Source organism: Cohnella ginsengisoli, assembly GCF_029525555.1.
GTDB classification, from domain to species: domain Bacteria; phylum Bacillota; class Bacilli; order Paenibacillales; family Paenibacillaceae; genus Cohnella; species Cohnella ginsengisoli.
The window spans coordinates 132,378-151,629 of sequence record NZ_JAPDHZ010000004.1 but is presented as its reverse complement, the minus strand read 5'-3'; the positions used below and the strand labels follow the sequence as shown (position 1 = coordinate 151,629).

Sequence of the window (19,252 nt, the reverse complement as noted above, 5' to 3'; positions counted from 1 at the left end):
CTTGTCTTCAATTTGGATAACTATAACCTAACTCGCTCCCGATACTCTTTTGGCGTCAGCCCGACGACTTTTTTGAATACCTTGTTGAAGTATGCGGGGTCCCCGTATCCGACCATCTCGCCCACCTCGTACGTTTTAAGCGCGGGGTTGCGGATGAGATGCTCCTTGGCATGGGCGATGCGGACGGAAATGATGTAATCCGTGATCGTCTCGCCGGTCTCCGTCTTGAACAGCTTGCTCAGGTAGCTCGGGGTCAAGTAGACGCGATCCGCGAGCCGCTGCAGCTCGAGCTCTTCCGTAAAATGTTCCTGCACGTAGGCTTTCACGTTTTCGACGACGCGATTTTCCTGCCTGGCTTCCTTCAGTATGTGAAGCAGAGCGGTTGCCGACTCCATAAATTCCGATGTAAATGTATGCCAGCTCACGAACCGAACCGGCGACAGCCGCAGCTGCTCGTCCTCGGTCTCCCCGGCCGGGAGCCGGGTTTGCCGCCCGCTCAGCTCCCCGCGCAGCAAGCCGAACACGGCGGCAGCCGCTTCGCTAAGCGCCGGCCAAGCCGGGCGAAGCTTGCCCGCCTCCTCCAGCCAGTTTCGCAGCGCGGATTCCGCTCGGGGCAGATCGAGCAGCTGCAGCGCCGGACGGAAATCTTTGTCGAGCAGCCGTAGCAGCCCCGAGACGTCTTCTTGTCTCCTCGACAGGTGCAGGAAATCGTTCATCGCCTTGATGCCGTCCTCGTACCATACCTGCTGCATCGCGACCTCCGCTTCCAGGTAAGCGTCCCGAAGCTTGAGCGGACCTTGGTGGACGGCGCTTACGCCGATCCGAGCCTGGACCGCATGCGGGATTCGCTGGAGCAGGGTCGAGGCGATGCCGCGAGCCGTGTCGTCATGATCGCCTTGGCCGATCGCCACGACGATGACCGACTGCCTCGGCTCCCACACGAAGCTCCGATGCTCCCGATTCCAAGCTTCCATATAAAAGGCAAGCCGTTCGCCCGTCAGTTCAGGATCCGTCCGCAGCAGGACGACCGCGAAGTGTTCCCTGAACAGTCCGATCTGCGACAGCTCGCGTCCGGCGCCCTCCGTCATATGGCCGGGCAGATGCCTGACGTCGCTCCCCAGCAGAAGCCGGATATGCTCCTCCGCCGCGACGGCTTTGCGGTAGCTTTCCAGCTCCAGGTTGTTTTTGACGCGGCGCAACAGCTCGCCAAGCTCGTCCTGGTCGACCGGCTTCAGCAGATAATCCTCGACGCCCTGCCGAATGGCGCCTCTTGCGAACTCGAAGTCGCTGAAGCCGCTGAGTACGGCGAACTTCACCTTCGGCCTCCGGCGCTGGACCTGCTCGATGAGCTGCAGCCCGTTCATCTGCGGCATCTTGATGTCGGTGAATACGAGATCCACCTCGAGACTGCCCAGCTCGCCGAGCAGCTCCAGTCCGCCCGAATAAATGCCGACGATCTTAAATTCTTCGCCCGTCATTTCGATTAACTTGGCGAGCCCTTGCCTGATTTTTTCCTCGTCGTCGACGACGGCGATATTGACGATCATGTCGATTCTCCCCCCTTGTCGCGCTGCGGGCGCCGCCGGCAGGCGGACGCTCACGATCGTGCCTTGGCCGAACTGGCTGCGGATCGAGAGCCCGTAGGTTTCTCCGTACTTCAGCTTGATGCGCTCGTTGACGTTTCTTAGCCCGATGCCGGTGTTGTCTCCTTCAGGTACGCGGAGCAGCGATTCCTGGAGCTTGCGCAGCGTCTCTTCTTCCATACCCTCTCCGTCGTCGGCCACCTCGAAGAGGAGGTCTTTGCCCTCCTGCCTGCAGAAGACGCGAATGGTCATCCCGCTGCGGGACTCGTGAAGCCCATGATAAACCGCGTTCTCTACGATCGGCTGAAAAAGCAGCTTGATCACGTTCAGCCCCTCGGTCTCCCGCGCATCGGGCAGCTCCAGCTCGAAGCGGCTGCCGTACCGGTAATTCAGCAGCTGCACGTAAATGCCCAGATGCTCCCATTCCTTCGCGATCGGCACGCTCTCCAGCCCGCCGTGAATGCTGTACCGGAGCAGCTTGCCGAGGAGCTGGGTCATCGTCGCCACTTCTTTGTTGTCGCTGAGCACGGCCGTCATGCGGATCGATTCGAGCGTATTATAAATGAAGTGCGGATTGATCTGATGCTGCAGCGATTGCAGCTCGGCTTCCTTCTTGCGCTCCTCCACCGAGTAGATATCCTGGATCAACGTCTTGATGCGGTCGATCATCCGGTTGAACGCGCTGCCGACGAGACCCGCTTCGTCTCGGCTGACGACGGGGAATACGACGTCGAGATTGCCCGTCTGCACTTCCTTCATCATGTGAACCAATCCCCGGAGCGGCCGCGTAATCGCGAACACCAGCACGAGCGAGATCAACAGAGCGAACGCCATTATGGCGAGCGCAGCCGCGACCGTAAACGTGCGGGTCCGCAGCGCGTCAGCCATCAGTTCGTCCTCCGGGATCGTGATCAGCACTTTCCATCCGGTGACCGACGATTCTTTGAAGATCGCCAGCATGGCTTTGCCGTCGATTTTCGTGTGGAAACTCCCCTGCTCGGTTAATGCCCCGGGCATCAGATCGCTGTTTTTAAGATTTTGCCCGATAAGGGACTTGTCGCTGTCGTACACGACGCTGCCGCTCTCGTCCACGACCAGCGTTTTCCCGTGCGTTGACTTGTCCAGGTCCTTGATGATGTTGTCGATGACGCCGATGTTCGCGTCGATCGCGATCATCCCGATCGATTCGAAGGTTCGCGGATCGATCATCTTGCGGACGACCGTGAACACGTAGCGGCTGCTCGTCGCCCGTCCCGCGACGTCCTGGGTGCTGACGAGCACCGGCGTGCCGTGCGCCTCCTCTGCGAGCTCCGTCCACCTTGGCAGCACGTCCCGCAGATCGGACCGGATGGCCGTATTCTTGATGGCGAAGTACGGATTACCGTAAACGTCGAACAAATAAACGACGTTCGTGCTGCTTTTAATATTGTTGATAAAATAAATGCTGCTGCCGATCTTGCGGTCGATGGCGAGCCGCGTGCGCTCCTGCTCCGTCAGGACGCCGCTGCCTCCGGCTTCGCCTTCGGTCTGCCCCCCCATAAAATCTGTTCGACATCTTCAGGCCTTCCATGATATCGGATTGATAAGAGGGAATGATCGATATTTTTTTCATGTCTTCGATATAATCGTCCATCTTCCCCATCATCTGGTCCGACAATTGGGAGACGAACGTGACCGTGTTGCTCTCGATCGAATTCGAATAGCGCTGCGCGGCGACGTAAGTGAGTACGCCGATCGGAAGGATGATCAGGAAAAGGAACACGATGATGAGCTTGCTCTCCATCCGTTCCGGCCACCATCTTCGCGGGCGGGCGAGCCGCCGGTTTCCTTTTATCATGAAGCTTCTCCTCGCAGAAGGACACGCCCTAAACAGATGACGCCTCATGTCCGGTTATCGTTAGCGATACTCATTATACATAACAAAGGCTAACGAAGTAAGCGTATACGATGAGGCGCGGTAAAAAGCTTATGGAAGTCGGCGTCTTGGAGCCGGCGCTGCAAGCCTTCGCATACAGTCCTATCCAGGATCAAACTAACCCTTCGCCATAGTTGCTCCCCGTATGTAGTCTCAACCGGGAACAAAACAGCAACTCACCACAGTTGCTCCGCGTATAAAGTCTCAACCGGGAACAAAACAGCAACTCGCCACAGTTGCTCCCCGTATGTAGTCTCAACCGGGAACAAAACAGCAACTCACCACGGTTGCTCTGCGTATGTAGTCCCAACCGGGAACAAAACAGCAACTCACCACGGTTGCTCTGCGTATGTAGTCCCAACCGGGAACAAAACAGCACCTCGCCACAGTTGCTCCGCGTAGATCGTCTTATCCAGAATCACCCGCGCCTGCGCGCGCAGAGCAAAGGCCGCCTCCCCGCAGCGGCGCGCTGCGCGGAAAAACGGCCCGCTTGACCTCTCGCGCGACCCGGATCGGTCAGTGCGTGTAGGCGGCCACGTTGTCCGTGTCGATCGCCTGGTGCATCGCCGCATTGAGGCCGCTCGCGACGATGTTGCCGAGGTCTTCGATGAAGTCGTCGATTTCTTTGGGCGTGACCAAAAGGTCGTGGCCGACCGGCTGCAGCACCTCTTTGACCAACTGAAGCCGTTCCTGGCCCGCCATCGTGCCGAAGACGCCGAACAGCGGATCGGTATCGGGCGTATGCTTTTTCATATGAGCCAGCACCATGTCCATCGCGTCGTTCACGATCGTGGAGGCGTACAGCACAGTCGGCACGCCGATCGCCAGCACCGGCACGCCCAGCGTCGCGCGCGTCAGACCCTTGCGCTTGTTGCCGATGCCGGAGCCCGGGTGAATGCCCGTGTCAGCGATCTGAATCGTCGTATTGACGCGCTCGAGCGATCTCGCCGCCAGCGCGTCGATCGCGATGACGAGCTCCGGCTTGGCCTGCTGCACGGCGCCGAGCACGATATCGCTCGATTCGATGCCCGTCGTGCCGAGCACGCCCGGCGCGATCGCGCTGACGGAACGGTAGCCTTCGCCAACCTGGTCGGGCATCAGCTCGAAAAACTGTCGCGTCACCATCAAATTGTCGACGACGATCGGTCCCAGCGCGTCCGGCGTCACCTTGCCGTTGCCAAGTCCGACGACCATGACGGACGTTTTCGGCCCGACGCCGATCCGGGCAAGAAACGCCTCGAATTCTCTGGCGAACGCCGTCGCGACGCGGTTCTGAAGCTCCGTGTCGCCGCGTCTCAGCTCCGGCACCTCCAGCGTGACATAGTTCCCCTGCATTTTGCCGATCGCCTGCGCGCCCTGTTCCGTCTGAATCTCCATCCGCGTGACGGTAATGCCGCCCTCGCGTTCGGTCTCGGTCCAGACACCGGGAATGGTGCCGCCCGACAGCGATTCCGCTCTCTCCTTGGCCTCGAGCGCCAAGTCCGTTCTGACGTCGTACATGTTTAGATCAAGTTCGCTCAACGCGTATTCGCTCCTCTCCGACTGCTGGACGGGGCAACGCAATCCGCGCACGCGCCGGTTGCACAATGCCGCCACGAAGGAGCAGCATCGCCAGCTCCGCGATTGTCTTGCGTTTTGCCCCCTTGCATGATAGAATGTTACAAGTTGTGTGGAGAAATACTTGCAGTTTTTGCAGGAGGTGAAATCAATGCCGAACATCAAATCCGCAATCAAGCGTACCAAGACGAACGAGAAGCGCCGCCTTCGCAACGCTTCCCAAAAGTCCGCTCTTCGTACCGCCGTTAAGCAAGCGGACGTAGCCGTAGTGGGTACGGACGTCGAAGCAGCGAAGAATGCGCTTCAAGTGGCACAGAAGAAGCTGGACAAGGCAGTAACCAAGGGCCTCATCCACAAGAACGCGGCTTCCCGCAAGAAGTCCCGCCTCGCCAAGAAGTTGAACGCGCTGTCCGCGCAAGCGTAAGACGGTGCCTGAATCTATAATGGCGTTTAAAAGCCGTACCCTCCGGGGTACGGCTTTTTTTGACTTTATGGCGATCGAGCGGATGTCGGCCGCCCGCACCGGCTCAGCTCTTCCGATCGAGCACGCGGAAGGACGCGGTCGCCATCGAAGACAGCTTGCCGTCCGCCGTGTACAGTCTTCCCTCAGCGGTCACCATTCGCCCGGACATATGCACGACGGTCGCGGTCGCCCGTACCCTGCCCGCCCGCGCCGGCGCCGTAAAATGGATGTTCAGGCTGGACGTCACGACGTCCTCGTCCGGGCGCGCGGCCATCGCGGCCAGCCCCATGGCCGAGTCCAGCAAAGCCGTGTGCACCCCGCCGTGCATCATGCCGATCAAATTCATATGCCGCTCCTCGACATCCAGCTCGACGACGGTCTCGCGCGCGTCCCGCCGGATCAGCTCGCAGCCCAGGTATCCCCAGAACGTGCGGCGGGCTCGCTCGACCATCTCCGAATCGGATCCGGACGACGGGTTCGGTCCTTCCATGACGCTCCCTCCCCCACGGGCCCGCCGCGCGAAGCGCCGCCCGGTGTCATTGTCGGTCATTGGCATCGCGACCCGCCGCTTCCTCCTCGAGCAGCTTGCGCCGCAGCACCTTACCGGCCATCGTTTTCGGCAGACTGTCCCTGAACGCGTAAATTCGAGGCACTTTATAAGCTGCAAGTCGCTCCTTGCACCAAGCCCTGAGCTCCGATTCGCTCAGCTGGGATCCGGGCTTCAGCACCGCATACACCTTCACCGTCTCGCCGCGATACGGATCGGGCACGCCGAGCGCGGCAGCCTCCTCGATCTCGGGATGCTCGAACAGCACCTCCTCGATCTCCCGGGGAAATATATTGTAGCCGCCCGCGATGATCATATCCTTCATCCGGTCCATGATATAGAAAAAGCCTTCGTCGTCCATACGCGCCATATCGCCCGTCCGGAGCCAGCCGTCCCGAAGCGCCCGCTCCGTCTCCTCCGGCCGGTTCCAATAACCTTTCATGACCTGCGGTCCCTTGACCGCGAGCTCGCCGGTCGAACCGATCGGCAGGTCCTCGCCGGTTTCGGGATGCACGATTTTCGCGAACGTATCTGTGAAGGGCAAGCCGATCGAGCCCATTTTGCGATATTCCCAGATGTTGTTCGCATGGGTGACCGGCGACGCTTCCGTCAGCCCGTATCCTTCGATAAGCCTGCCGCCAATGATCGACTCGAACCGCTCCTGCACCTCGTGCGGCAGCGGCGCCGCGCCGCTGATGCAGACATCGATCGAAGACAGATCGTAATCCCGCGCCTTCGGATGGTTGATGAGCGCGATGTACATCGTCGGAGCGCCCGGGAACACCGTCGGCTTTTGCCTGTCGATGATGCGCAGGACGTCGCCCGCTTCGAATCGCGGCACGAGGATCAGCTCGCCTCCGAGCATGATCGCCTGATTCAGGAGCACGGTCAAGCCGAACACGTGAAAAAAAGGAAGCGCCGCTAAATAACGTTCCTTGCCGGGCTCGCTCTTGTAAAACCATAGGCTCGTTTGAATCGTATTGGCGACGAGATTGAAATGCGTCAGCATGACGCCTTTGGATATGCCCGTTGTGCCGCCCGTATATTGGAGGAGCGCCAGCTCGCGCTCGGCGTCCACCTCGGCGTGAATCGGCAACGGAGGCATATCGCGCAGCAGGCGGACGTAACGGTGAGTGCGCGGTCCGTACGATACTTGGCGGTCCAGCCCTTCCCGCTTGGCCTTGATCGGATACAGCCAGCTTTTCGGAAAGGGAAGGCCGTCTTTAATTGAAGTCACGATCATCTGCAACTCAGGCAGCTCTTGCGCGGCGTCCCTCACTCTGCGAAACAGCAGATCAAGCGTCAAAATGACGGCGGCGCCGGAATCCTTGAGCTGATGCGAGATTTCCCGCTGCACGTACAGCGGGTTCGTCATGACGACGACGCCTCCGGCGAGCAGCGTCCCGAAATACGCGACGACGAGCTGCGGACAGTTGGGGAGCATGATCGCGACCCGCTCGCCGCGCCGGATGCCAAGCTTCCCCAAGACGCCTGCGAACCGGTATGCGCAGCCTAGCAGCTCCGCATAGGTTATTTTTTTTGCCCATAAAACGGAGCGCGGTCCGATCCGGAAAACGTTCGGCGGAGGCGACGAGGAAGGCGGCCAGATTGTGCTTCGGATACGGGTAGGTCTGAGGCACTTCGCTAGGGTAATGTTCATACCAAGGCGCTTGTGACAAACCGATCACCTCTTTAGTCCGGTGTCTGTCGGTGCACTAGCAAACGAAGCCTTCCTCCCGGACGACGGCCGCCGCGATCCGCCGCTTGAGCCCGACCGTATCCACCGGACTGCGTCGCGCCAGCTTTTTTGAGCGCTGCCAGCTGCGTCCGCAGCGAATCGCCGGAATCCGCGGCCGACAGCGTCTCTTTGGCGAGCGCTTCGATCTGGCCGAACGCATCGTGCACGTACGAGCGCGTCATGGCGACGGCGAGCGCCGCGCGTTCTTCCCCCTGGCTCGCGAGCTGCTTTTTCGCGCGGAGGAGCGCGCTCTCCATCGCATAGAGCTGGATCATGATGTCGGCCAGCGCCGCGAGCGCCTCCTGCTCCTCTTCAAGCTTCGGGCCATATCGCTGAACGGCTGCGGCGCCGGCCATTAAAAATATTTTTTTGGCCATTGCCGTCAGATGGGTTTCTTCTTCGAGCGTCCCTTCGAACGTTCTTCCCGGCACGAGCTGAAGCAGCTCGGCCTGGAGCGCTTGCGCCTTTTGCAGCAGCGGCAGCTGTCCCTTGAGCGCCCGTTTCACCAGCGTGCCCGGGATGAGCAGCCGGTTGATCTCGTTCGTCCCCTCGAAAATGCGGTTGATGCGGGAGTCGCGGTAAATCCGCTCGATTTTGTACTCCTGAATGTAGCCGTAGCCGCCGTGAATCTGGACGCCTTCGTCGGCGACGAAATCCAGCGCCTCAGAGCCGAACACCTTGTTGATGGAGCATTCGATGGCATACTCCGCGATCGCCTTGGCCGATTGAACGCCCGCATCCGGGGAGGCATGATCGATGCCGGACAACTCCGCGTCGATGAGCCCGGCGGTACGGTAGATGACGCTTTCGAGCACGTAGGCGCGCGTGTTCATCTCGGCCAGCTTCTTGCCCACGAGCGGAAACGCGGAGATCCGCTTGCCGAACTGAACGCGCTCGTTGGCGTACTTCGCGCTCAAGGCGATCGCCTCCTTGACGCCGCCCAGGCAGCCGACGGCAAGCTTGAACCGTCCGATATTCAAAATGTTGAAAGCGATCAGATGTCCTTTGCCGACCTCCCACAGCAAATTTTCGACCGGCACCTTCACGTCCTCGAGCACGAGCGGACGCGTCGAGCTCCCTTTGATGCCCATTTTCTTCTCCTCGGGTCCGACGCTTACGCCCGCCATCGCGCGTTCGACGATAAAAGTGCTGAATTGCAGTCCGTCGACCTTGGCGTATACGATAAAAAAGGTCCGCGAAGCCAGCGTTCGTAATGAACTGCTTCGTGCCGTTCAACACGTAATGGCTGCCGTCCTCGGACAGCCTTGCCGTCGTTCTGGCGCCCAGCGCGTCCGAGCCCGACGACGGCTCGGTCAGGCAGTACGCGGCTATTCGGCGCCCGCTCGCGAGATCGGGCAAAAACCTGATCTTCTGCGCCTGCGAGCCGAAGTAAACGATCGGCAGCGTGCCGATGCCGACGTGCGCGCCAATCGACAGGGCGAAGGAAGCCGCGCGGGACAGCCGCTCGCTGATGAGCGCCGAGCTGACCTTGTCGAGGCCGAGGCCGCCGTATTCCTCGGGGACGTCCGCGCCGAGCAGGCCAAGCTCGCCGGCCTGGCGCATGAGCTTCACGGTCAGCTCGTAATCGAGCTTTTCCAGCTGCCCGTCATGGGGCAGCACGTCGCGGTCGACGAACGCTTCCGTCGTCTCGGCGATCATGCGCTGCTCATCGGTCAAGTCCTCGGGCGTCGCGACCGACGCATAATCGGCGTCCGCGACGACGAAGCCGCCGCCCGCCGTTTTTTCGAACGATTTTCCGGTCATTTGCGAGAAACCTCCCTTGAACGCTTATCGCGCTTCGGTCATGCGGCGAATCGCCAATCCGGTTATTCGCTAGGCGGGATAGACTTCGAACGCGCCCGCCGCGCCCATGCCGCCGCCGATGCACATCGACACGATGCCGCGTCCCCCTCCGCGGCGGCGCAGCTCGTAGATCAGGCTCGCGGTCAGCTTCGCGCCCGTGCAGCCGAGCGGATGGCCGAGCGCGATCGCGCCGCCGTTGACGTTCACTTTGTCTTCGTTAATCGCCAGCGCGCGAACGATGTGCAGGCATTGCGAAGCGAACGCCTCGTTGATCTCGAACAGATCGACGTCGGCCATCGACCAGCCCGCCGTCCGCACCGCCTTCGGGATCGCCTCGACGGGGCCGACGCCCATGACGTCCGGGTCGACGCCGGCCAGGGCGAACGACCTGAACGCGGCGAGCGGCGCCAGCCCGAACGCCTCCGCTCGCTCGCGGCTCATAAGGAGCAGGGCCGCGGCGCCGTCGCTCATCTGGGAGGCGTTGCCCGCCGTTACCGTACCGCCCGCCTTAAAGGCCGGTTTCAGCCTGGCGAGCGCCTCCGGCGTCGTATCGGGCCGGACGCCTTCGTCGGCCTCTAGCACGAACCGCCGCTCCCACGGTTTGCCGTCCGCGCCAAAGCCGCGGACCGACGTCGCTGCCGGCACCGTCTCCTCGCGGAAGGCGCCCGATGACAGCGCGCGCGCGGCCTTGCGGTGGCTATCCGCGGCGAAGCGGTCCTGGTCCTCGCGGGAGATGCCGAAGCGCTCGGCCACATTCTCGGCCGTGTGGCCCATCGCGATATAAATATCCGGCCGCTCGTCGACGATCGCCGGATGGGGCGAGGGCTTGAACCCCGCCATAGGCACATGGCTCATGCTCTCGACGCCCCCCGCGACGATGACGTCCGCCCCGCCGGCGGCGATCCGCTCTGCCGCGAAGGCGATCGCCTGAAGCCCGGACGCGCAAAACCGGTTGATCGTGATCGCGGGCACCGCGGACGGATAGCCCGCATAAAGCGACATGATGCGCGCGAAGTTGAGGCCTTGCTCGCCCTCCGGCATCGCGCAGCCGACGATGATATCCTCGACGTCCGCCTTGGAGACGCCGGGCGCCCGCGCAATGACGGCCTCCAGCACGATCCGGCCCAGATCCTCGGCGCGCGTATGGACGAAGCTTCCCCTTTTTGGCGCGGCCGACGGGCGTGCGCGCGGCCGATACGATGACCGCCTCTCTCATGGAACCCATGGAATCCCAGGCCTCCTTCGCTCGTTAGTTGCGCAGCGCCTTGCCCTTGGCGAGCATGTGCTGCATCCGCTGCCGGGTTTTGGGCTCGCCGCACAGGCTGAGGAACGCCTCGCGTTCCAAATCCAGCATGTATTGCTCGGTCACGTACGTGCCGGCCGGCACGTCCCCGCCGGCGAGCACGTGCGCGAGCTTGCCCGCGATGAGCAGGTCGTGATCGCTGATGTATCCGCTCGTATGCATGCCGCGCGCGCCGAGCTTCATGACCGCCTTTCCCTCCGCCCCGACGACGCGGATCCGCTGCGGCACCGGCGCGGGGATGCCCGATTGCGCGAGCCGCAGCCCGCTTCGCTTCGCTTCGTAAATCAGGCGCTCCTGGCTCATGACGATCCGGTCGTTCGCCCGCAAGTAACCGAGCTTCTTCGCGTCGTGCGCGCTCGCGGACACCTTGGCCGTGCCGATGTTCGAGAACAGCCGGTTCACGTGCGGCTGCAGGTCAACCTCCGGATCCGGATTCGCCTGGCTGATTCGAAGCGTAAGCTCCTTGCATCCGCCCCCCCGCCGGAATGAGGCCGACGCCCGCCTCGACCAGTCCGAAATACGTCTCGGCCAGCATCGCGATCTCGTCCGCGGGCAGGCACACCTCCACGCCCCCGCCGAGCGCCATCCGGTGCGGCGCCGCCACGACCGGCTTCTCGAAGCGCTTCAGCTTCGTCATCGTATCCTGGAACAGGCGAATGATCGCTTCGACTTCGTCCCATTCCTCGCCCTGCGCCTCCATGAGGAGCAGCATGAGGTTCGCGCCGACGCAGAAGTTACGGCCTTCGTTCGCGATAACGAGCGCGTCGTAGTTGCGCCGCACCTCCTCGACGCTCTCCCCGATCATCGTCAGGATGTCGCCGCCGATCGCGTTGCTTCGCGAATGGAATTCCAGCACCGCCGCGCCGTCGCCGACGTCGATCAGGCTCGCGCCGGCGTTCGTCCGCACGACCCGGCCCCGCTCCTTGAGCGCCCGCAGCGAGATCGTATCCGGCCGCTCTTCGAGCTCGCGGTAGGCGCCGCGGTAAGCATATGCCATTCGGCCTTCCTCCCATCGATAAAACGACGTATGTCCCGCCGCGATCCAGTCCTTCACCCAGCCCGGCACGGCCGTGCCTTCCGCTTCCATCCGTGCCGCGGACCGGGCGAGACCGATCGCGTCCCACAGCTCGAACGGGCCGAGCTCCCAGTTGAATCCCCATCGCATCGCCTTGTCGATGTCTTCGACGGAACCAGCGATCTCGCCGATCTTTTCCGCCGAATAAACAAGCGTCCGCTTCAATATTTGCCACGCCAGATCCGCGTACCGGTCCTTCCCGCCGAGCAAGGCTTTCGTTTTTTCCTTCGCGCCCCTGGCCGCCGTCGCAGCCTCCAGCGACGCCCCCTCCGGCTTGGCTGCCCGAACGTACGACATCGTGCCTGGATCGAGCGACAAAATCTCGCTGCCCTGCGCGCCTTTTACTTTTTTGTAAAACCCGGCTCCCGCCTTCTCGCCGATCCATCCCCGCGCCGCGAGCTCCTTCAAAAGTCTCGGCGGCTCGAACGCCGCTTTTTCCGCCGGATCGTCCGTCTTCTCGAATACATTGTTCGCCACGTGCAAAAACGTATCGATGCCGACGAGATCGAGCGTGCGCAGCGTCGCGCTCTTTGGGCGGCCCAGCGCCGGCCCCGTCACCGCGTCTACCTCATCGACGGTAAAGCCGCCCGCCTCCATCGCCTGCAGCGTCGCCAGCAGCCCGTAGGTGCCGATCCGGTTGGCGACGAAGTTAGGCGTATCCCTGGCGACGACGACGCCTTTGCCGAGAACGCGCTCGGCGAATTCGACCATCCCGGTTACGATCGCCGGATCGGTCTTATCTGCGGGCACGAGCTCGAGCAGCTTCATATAGCGGGGCGGGTTGAAAAAGTGCGTGCCGAGGAAATGAGCCTTGAACGGTTCGCTGCGTCCCTCCGCCATCTCCCGGATCGAGATGCCCGACGTGTTGGAGCTGACGACGAGGCCCGGTCGCCAGAATCGCTCGATACGTTCGAGCACATCGCGCTTGACGGACAGTTTTTCGACGACGGCCTCGATGACCCAGTCGACCTCCCTAATCCGGTGCAGATCGTCCTCGAGATTGCCGGGCTCGATCAAGCTCGCGAAGGCGTCGTCGTAAAAAGGCGCCGGGTGGACGGACGGCAGCAGCGCGAGCGCGCCGAGCGCCAACCGGTTGCGAACCGCGGGGGCGGCGAGCGTCAACCCTTGAGCTTCTTCGGCTCCCGCGAGCGAATCGGGCACGATGTCCAGCAGCAGGCACGGAATGCCCGCGTTCGCCAAATGCGCGGCGATGCTCGCGCCCATGACGCCCGAGCCGATGACGGCTGCTTTTTTTGATCTTGAGGGTCATGCGACAAGTCCCTCCTTTTCCGGTGTTTGGTGACGATAGGGGAAAATACGGGCACGATCGCGGCAACGGACGCCCCGGCGCGTCTCAAGGCGCGCCGAACACCGCCAGCTCCAGAATTTCCGCGACGTCCCGCGCCTTGACCCGGTCGTCCGCTTCCTTTTGCTTGGCGCCGTCCTCCAGCATCGTCAGACAGTACGGACACGCGCTGCCGATCATCGTCGGCCGCGTCTTCAGCGCCTGCTCCGTCCGCGCCACGTTGACCCGTTTGCCGGCGGATTCCTCCATCCACATCATGCCGCCGCCCGCCCCGCAGCACATCGCGTTTTCGCGGGCGCGCTCCATCTCCGCCAGTTCGAGCCCCTCGATCGCGCGCAGGATATTCCGCGGCGGATCGTACACGCCGTTGTAGCGTCCGAGATAGCAGGAATCATGGTACGCGACCCGCTCCTTGACGGGATGTCCGGGCACGAGCCGCCCTTCCTGCAGCAGCCGGTCGAGCAGCTGCGTATGGTGCAGCACCTCCACGCCGTCCAGGCCGAATTCGGGATATTCGTTTTTGAGCGTATTGAACGTGTGCGGGCAGGCCGTCACGATCCGGCCAACGCCGTATTTGCGAAAAGTCTCGATATTGTCCGCGCACAGCTGCTGGAACAGCAGCTCGTTGCCCATCCGCCGCGGGGTGTCGCCCGAGTTTTTTTCCTCGTTGCCGAGGATCGCGAAATTGACGCCCGCCTCGTGCAGCAGCCGAACGAAGGCGCGCGAAATCTTGCGGCTGCGGTTGTCGTAAGCGCCCATCGAACCGACGAAAAACAGCGTGTCGAAGCCCGGATTTTCTTTTACGGTCGGCACCGTGATGCCTCCGATCTCGCCGGTCCAGCGGGCCCGGTCGTTTCGGCTGATGCCCCAGGGGTTGCCCTGCCGCTCGATGTTCTGCATCGCTCGCTGCGCCTCGTGCGGCACGCTGCCCTCCGTCAGAACCAGATAACGCCTCAGGTCGACGATCTTGTCGACATGCTCGTTGCCGACCGGACACTGATCCTCGCAGTTGCGGCAAGTCGTGCATGCCCATATTTCCGGCTCCGTCAGCACGTCGCCGATCAACGACACCTCCTCGGGCTTGCGGTTCGACCCGGCCCAGCTCTCCCGTTGCCAGGCCAGCGTCGGCCGGATGTCTGTGACGGCGTCGCCGGCTGCGTCCGACTGCCAATCCGGACCCGCTGGCGCCGCGGATTCAGCGGCCGCGGACATGCTGTGAGCGCTTCCAATTGAAAACGCGAAAGCCGGCACCCAAGGCGACTTGCTCGTGATCGCGGCCCCCTTTTCCGAGAGGTGATCCCGCAGCTTCGTAATCAGGTGCATCGGCGACAACGCCTTGCCCGTGCCGGAGGCCGGACACACGTTCGTGCATCGGCCGCATTCTACGCAGGCGTAGAAGTCCAGCATCTGATCCCTGCGAAAATCCTCGATTTTGCCGACGCCGAACGACTCCGCCGTCTCGTCCTCCAGCTCCAGCTTGCTCAGCCTGCCGACGGGCTCCGCCCGGCCGAGGAACAGGTTGATCGGCGCGGTAATCAGATGGAAGTGCTTCGACTGCGGCACGTATACGAGAAACGTCAGCAGTACGGCCAGATGCGCCCACCAGCAAACGAAAAAAGCAGCCTGGGCGTCGGTTGGCGTCAGACCGGCTGCGGCGCCCGCGATCAGCGAGGACACCGGCGCATAGGCTGACGTGCCGAGTCCCTCCCAAACGCGGTGGAAGCCGAGCGACAGCAGCACCGTCAGCATCATGGCGCCGATCAGGATCAGCACGATCGCGGGCTTCCAGCCCCGCTTGAGCCGATCCAGCCGCTCGCCGTATCGGCGGTATGCCGCATAGCCGGCCGCCGCGAGGACGAGCAGCGCGGCGATCTCCTGCGTTAGCCCGAAGGCGCGGCGCCCCGGGATCGGAAGCGGTTCGCCGCCCGACAGTCCGGTATAGATCAGGTCGAGCGCGCCGAATTGAAGCACGATGAAGCCGTAAAAGACGACCAGGTGCATGACGCCGCTGCGGCGATCCTTCAGCAGCTTCGTATGCCCGAGCCCCTGCGCCAGCAGCTCGCGGGTGCGGACCCGCCAGTCCGGCGTCTTGCCGGCGGTCTTGCCCAACTTGATGTAAACGTAACGGCGATAGACCGCCTGGTAAAACAAAGAAAGGGCGTACCCCGTTACGAGCAGAAACATCGCGTAGTGCAGCCAGGACAGCAGCATGAGCACCCCTCCCTTCTTCGGTGTCGCTTCGCCGGCATGCGATTGCATCGTATTCGCTGCCAGCATGGAACCCAAGTCATTTTTCGCCGGCTCTTAAATATAGATCTAGAAATGAATGAGTATTCATTTCATTTTGAAGGTACTCGGTACCTGGCACTCGGTCGGGAGGCGGTCGCATGTCGGTCGGCAGGCTGCATAAATTCGAAGGGATTCTGGACGCGGCCGTGAAGGTGTTCGCCGAGCACGGGTATCATGGCTCGCAAATATCGCGGATCGCGAAGGAAGCCGGCGTCGCGGACGGCACGATCTATTTATATTTCAAAAACAAGGAGGATATCCTCGTTTCGTTGTTCCGGGAGCGGCTCGGCAGGCTGATCGGCAAGTTCGAGGCATCGGTCCGCGCGTCGGAGACGGCCGAGGCGGCGCTGCGCATCCTCTGCGAGCTCCACTTCGCCGAGCTGGAGCGCCATCCCCTGCTCGCCCACGTCACGCAGATCGAGCTTCGGCAGAGCGCGCTTGAACTGCGCAAAGAGATCGGCAAGACCTTGAAGCCTTACCTTCATCTCATCGAAAGCGTGCTCCTCGAAGGGATGGCGTCCGGCGCGTTCAGGCCGGAGCTCGACGTGAAGCTGTCGCGCCAGCTGATCTTCGGGGCGATGGACGAGGCGGTGTCGTCCTGGCTGCTCTCGGACCGCAAATACTCGCTCTCGGCGCAGGTCGAAGGCACGGTCGATTTTTTTCTGCGCGCGCTAAGGGCCTGACCGATTTTCGCGGGATACGGCCTTTTTTTTTGAATGATCCGTTCATCATAAATCGAGAGGAGCATATCCGATGAATATCGCGGTACTGCTGAAGCAAACGTTCGATACCGAGGAAAAGATCGTGTTGAGCGACGGTAAAGTCGCCGAAGAAGGCGTGAAATTCGTCGTCAATCCGTACGACGAATATGCGATCGAGGAGGCGATCCGGCTCAAAGAGGCGCATGGCGGGCTAGTGACGGCGCTCTCGCTCGGTCCGGCCAGAGCCGCCGAAGCGCTTCGCACCGCGCTCGCGATGGGCGCGGACGAAGCGATCTGGATCGACGACGCCGGGATTCCGCAGGACGAATTCGAGGCCGCCGAAGCCATCGCCGCCGTCTTGCGGCAGCAGTCCTTCGACCTCGTGCTCGGCGGCAGCTTTTCCGTCGACACCGGCGGCGCCCAGGTCGCCGTACGCGTGGCAGCCGCGCTAGGCCTTCCTCACGTCACTTCGATCACGAAGCTGACAGTGGGCGGCGGGACGGCTAGCGTCGAGCGCGACGCCGAAGGCGACCTCGAGCGGTTCGACGTGGCCTTGCCAGCGCTGTTCACGGCGCAGCAAGGATTGAACGAGCCGCGCTACCCCTCGCTGCCCGGCATCATGAAAGCGAAGAAAAAGCCCTTCAAGTCGTTCGCCGCGGAAGATTTGGGCTTGGCCGGCGACGGAGATCCCGCGAAGACCGAGCGCGTCTCTCTGTCGCTGCCGCAAGGGCGGCAAGCCGGGCAGCTGCTGCAGGGGAACCTGCAAGAGCAGGCGGAAACGCTCGTCGGCTTGCTGCGCGCCGGGTCCAAGGCGATCTGACGCCGTCACGATGCGCCATTGCCATTAAGGAGGAATGCGTTCATGAGCAAAACGTATTTGATCGTGGCGGAGCACCGGGACGGCAAGCTTCGGCGCGTGGCGCTGGAAGCGCTTCGGGCGGCCGCGGACTGCGCGGATGCGGGAGACGAGATCCATGCCGCGCTGCTGGGCGAAGGCTTGGACGGCCTGGCCGCCGAGCTGGCAACCTATCCGCTGGCGCAGGTGCATGCGATCGAGGGCGAGGCGCTGCGGGTTTACAATCCCGAGGCCTATATTCGGGCGCTGATACCGCTGCTCGAATCGCTTCAGCCGGACGGCCTGTTCCTCGGGCATACCGCGATCGGACGCGACCTGGCCCCGGCGCTTGCGGCCAGGTTGTCCGCGGGCCAAATCTCCGACGTGACCGCGATCGAGCGGGACGGCGGGAACACTGTTTTCGTTCGTCCCCTATACGCAGGCAAGGCGATCGAGCGCAGAGCGTTTTCCGCTTTTCCGCGGGTCGTGACGGTACGGCCCAATAATCTGCCTGCGGCCGAGCCGTGCGCGGACGGCGGGACCGCGGATGTCGTGAAGCGGGCGGCGGCGCCCGAGACGGACCTGCGCACCGTCGTCAGGGAGGTCGTCCGCAAAACCGCGGGCAAGATCGATCTGACGGAGGCGAAAATCGTCGTGGCGGGCGGGCGCGGCGTGAAGAGCGCCGAGGGCTTTAAGCCGCTCGAGGAGCTGGCGGGACTGCTCGGCGGCGCCGTCGGAGCGTCGCGCGGCGCCTGCGACGCCGGCTACTGCGACTACGGCTTGCAGATCGGCCAGACGGGCAAGGTCGTTACGCCCGAGATCTACATTGCATGCGGGATCAGCGGCGCGATCCAGCATCTTGCGGGCATGAGCGGCTCGCGTATCATCGTCGCGATCAATAAGGACCCCGAAGCCTCGATCTTTGGGATCGCGGACTACGGCATCGTCGGCGATCTGTTCGAAGTCGTGCCGCTGCTGACGCAGGCGTTCCGCGAGGCGCTCGCCAAATAAAGCAAAACGCCGCCCTGAATCATCGGTGCGGCGTTTTCCTTTTGTTGCGATTCGCGTTCGCTATACTTTCATCCCTGCGCCGGATCCGGTCCGCAGCAGCCACAGCTCCAGCCCGAGCGTCTTGTCGACGCGGCCGGTTTTCATCTCGTAGTCGAGCTCGGCGAGGCCGCCGAGGAGCGCGGTCAGCCGTTCGATGCTGAACGCCTTGGCCTGCTCCGCGGTCACCTTGACCCCGTAAGGATGCATGCCGAGCTGGCCTGTCATCTGCTGGGGCGAGTAGCCTTGCTTGCCCAGTTCCTTGACGTACAGCATGCTTCGGAACTGCCTCACGAGCAGCGCCGCCAGCTTGATCGGCTCCTCGCGGCGCCTGAGGAGATCGTGGTACAGCGCGATCGCTTTGTCGGTCCGCAGCGATGCGATCTCCTCCGTCAGCTTGAACACGCTCTGCTCGACGCCGGCCGGCACGAGCTCCGCGACGGCGGCAACCGTCACCGTGCCGCCCTCGCCCGCATGCAGGCACAGCTTATCCGTTTCCGCGGACAACGCGCCCATCTCCGTGCCCGTGCGCCGGATCAATTCTTCCGCCGCCGGCCTGTCCAGCGTACGGCCCTGCTTGGCCGCGCGGCCCGAGATCCACTGGAGCAGCTCGTCGGGTCCGAGTGGGGAAAATGGACGACGATGCCGTCCTGCTTGGCCGCCTTCGACGTCTTCTTGCGCTCGTCGAGCTTGTCGTGCGGCACCATGAAGACGAGCACGGTCGTCTCGAACGGCCTGCGCATATATTCAAGCAGCCGCTCCGCCCGATGCTCCGTCTTCGCCGACTCCTTGGCGGAGCCGAAAACGACGCTGTCCCGGACGAGTACCAGCTTGCTCGGCACGAGAAACGGCATCGTTTCCGCTTCTTCCAGAATAACGTCGAGCGAATGCTCCGCCGTATCGAAACGCACGATCGCCATGTCGCGATGCTCGGGCTCGGCCACGGCCGCGGCGAGCCGCTCGGCGAACTCGTTCATGCGGTAGCTTTCCGTACCGAAGCATATGTACATGGGACGAATCTGTCCGTCCCGTATTTCCTTAAAAACCTGTTTCGAGTCCAATCCGACCACCTCGCACCCATTATACAGCA

The 19,252-nt window shown here is 62.6% G+C and carries 9 protein-coding genes and 5 pseudogenes; 4 read left to right on the top strand and 10 right to left on the bottom strand.

Features of this window, described 5'->3' with window-relative positions:
• Window positions 1–20 precede the first annotated feature (20 nt).
• From OMP38_RS21695 to gpr, 3 genes are all read right to left on the bottom strand, one after another.
• Window positions 21–3,122, bottom strand: coding sequence for a response regulator (locus tag OMP38_RS21695; protein WP_277566991.1), 3,102 nt, complete (start codon window positions 3,120–3,122; stop codon window positions 21–23).
• The gene (locus OMP38_RS21690; protein WP_277566990.1) at window positions 3,004–3,420 is read right to left on the bottom strand and encodes a hypothetical protein; all 417 of its coding nucleotides are present in this window, start codon (window positions 3,418–3,420) and stop codon (window positions 3,004–3,006) included. The genes OMP38_RS21695 and OMP38_RS21690 overlap by 119 nt, the downstream gene beginning before the upstream one ends.
• Before the next feature lie 594 nt (window positions 3,421–4,014).
• On the bottom strand, window positions 4,015–4,998 hold the full coding sequence (gene gpr, locus OMP38_RS21685) for a GPR endopeptidase (RefSeq protein WP_277567614.1): 984 nt from the start codon (window positions 4,996–4,998) through the stop codon (window positions 4,015–4,017).
• A gap of 208 nt (window positions 4,999–5,206) precedes the next feature.
• Between gpr and rpsT the strand changes: the two genes are divergently transcribed.
• Complete coding sequence (gene rpsT / locus OMP38_RS21680) at window positions 5,207–5,479, top strand: 30S ribosomal protein S20 (RefSeq protein WP_090114936.1); 273 nt, start codon at window positions 5,207–5,209, stop codon at window positions 5,477–5,479.
• A gap of 103 nt (window positions 5,480–5,582) precedes the next feature.
• On the opposite strand, the gene OMP38_RS21675 is transcribed toward rpsT, so the two are convergent.
• The 6 genes and pseudogenes from OMP38_RS21675 to OMP38_RS21650 all read right to left on the bottom strand — a co-directional run bounded on the left by OMP38_RS21675 (window position 5,583) and on the right by OMP38_RS21650 (window position 15,501).
• On the bottom strand, window positions 5,583–6,008 hold the full coding sequence (locus OMP38_RS21675; protein WP_277566989.1) for a PaaI family thioesterase: 426 nt from the start codon (window positions 6,006–6,008) through the stop codon (window positions 5,583–5,585).
• A 46-nt stretch (window positions 6,009–6,054) separates the two neighbouring features.
• Window positions 6,055–7,753, bottom strand: a pseudogene (locus tag OMP38_RS21670) (long-chain-fatty-acid--CoA ligase).
• Window positions 7,754–7,780: 27 nt separating this feature from the next.
• Window positions 7,781–9,567: pseudogene (locus tag OMP38_RS21665) on the bottom strand (acyl-CoA dehydrogenase family protein).
• Window positions 9,568–9,636: 69 nt separating this feature from the next.
• Window positions 9,637–10,822: pseudogene (locus tag OMP38_RS21660) on the bottom strand (acetyl-CoA C-acyltransferase).
• 33 nt (window positions 10,823–10,855) lie between these two features.
• Window positions 10,856–13,208, bottom strand: a pseudogene (locus OMP38_RS21655) (3-hydroxyacyl-CoA dehydrogenase/enoyl-CoA hydratase family protein).
• A 130-nt stretch (window positions 13,209–13,338) separates the two neighbouring features.
• Complete coding sequence (locus OMP38_RS21650) at window positions 13,339–15,501, bottom strand: (Fe-S)-binding protein (protein WP_277567613.1); 2,163 nt, start codon at window positions 15,499–15,501, stop codon at window positions 13,339–13,341.
• A 176-nt stretch (window positions 15,502–15,677) separates the two neighbouring features.
• Here OMP38_RS21650 and OMP38_RS21645 point away from each other — a divergent pair, with 176 nt between their 5' ends.
• The 3 genes from OMP38_RS21645 (at window position 15,678) to OMP38_RS21635 (ending at window position 18,126) form a co-directional block, all read left to right on the top strand.
• Window positions 15,678–16,262 carry a TetR/AcrR family transcriptional regulator gene (locus OMP38_RS21645; protein WP_277566988.1) on the top strand — a complete coding sequence of 195 codons (585 nt, stop codon included), beginning with the start codon at window positions 15,678–15,680 and terminating at the stop codon, window positions 16,260–16,262.
• A 70-nt stretch (window positions 16,263–16,332) separates the two neighbouring features.
• Window positions 16,333–17,100, top strand: coding sequence for an electron transfer flavoprotein subunit beta/FixA family protein (locus OMP38_RS21640; RefSeq protein ID WP_277566987.1), 768 nt, complete (start codon window positions 16,333–16,335; stop codon window positions 17,098–17,100).
• Window positions 17,101–17,142: 42 nt separating this feature from the next.
• Window positions 17,143–18,126: an electron transfer flavoprotein subunit alpha/FixB family protein gene (locus OMP38_RS21635; RefSeq protein WP_277566986.1), complete on the top strand. Its 984-nt coding sequence runs from the start codon at window positions 17,143–17,145 to the stop codon at window positions 18,124–18,126.
• A gap of 60 nt (window positions 18,127–18,186) precedes the next feature.
• Here OMP38_RS21635 and holA read toward each other — a convergent pair.
• A pseudogene (holA, locus tag OMP38_RS36130) lies at window positions 18,187–19,139 on the bottom strand (DNA polymerase III subunit delta).
• Between the last annotated feature and the right edge of the window lie 113 nt (window positions 19,140–19,252).

Excerpts from the sequence above, each read along its gene's own strand:
- rpsT (WP_090114936.1), top strand. The coding sequence starts at position 5,207 with ATGCCGAACATCAAATCCGCAATCAAGCGTACCAAGACGAACGAGAAG.
- OMP38_RS21650 (WP_277567613.1), bottom strand. The coding sequence starts at position 15,501 with ATGCTGCTGTCCTGGCTGCACTACGCGATGTTTCTGCTCGTAACGGGG.
- OMP38_RS21635 (WP_277566986.1), top strand. The coding sequence starts at position 17,143 with ATGAGCAAAACGTATTTGATCGTGGCGGAGCACCGGGACGGCAAGCTT.
- gpr (WP_277567614.1), bottom strand. The coding sequence starts at position 4,998 with ATGTACGACGTCAGAACGGACTTGGCGCTCGAGGCCAAGGAGAGAGCG.
- OMP38_RS21640 (WP_277566987.1), top strand. The coding sequence starts at position 16,333 with ATGAATATCGCGGTACTGCTGAAGCAAACGTTCGATACCGAGGAAAAG.
- OMP38_RS21690 (WP_277566990.1), bottom strand. The coding sequence starts at position 3,420 with ATGATAAAAGGAAACCGGCGGCTCGCCCGCCCGCGAAGATGGTGGCCG.
- OMP38_RS21675 (WP_277566989.1), bottom strand. The coding sequence starts at position 6,008 with ATGGAAGGACCGAACCCGTCGTCCGGATCCGATTCGGAGATGGTCGAG.
- OMP38_RS21645 (WP_277566988.1), top strand. The coding sequence starts at position 15,678 with ATGTCGGTCGGCAGGCTGCATAAATTCGAAGGGATTCTGGACGCGGCC.
- OMP38_RS21695 (WP_277566991.1), bottom strand. The coding sequence starts at position 3,122 with ATGGGGGGGCAGACCGAAGGCGAAGCCGGAGGCAGCGGCGTCCTGACG.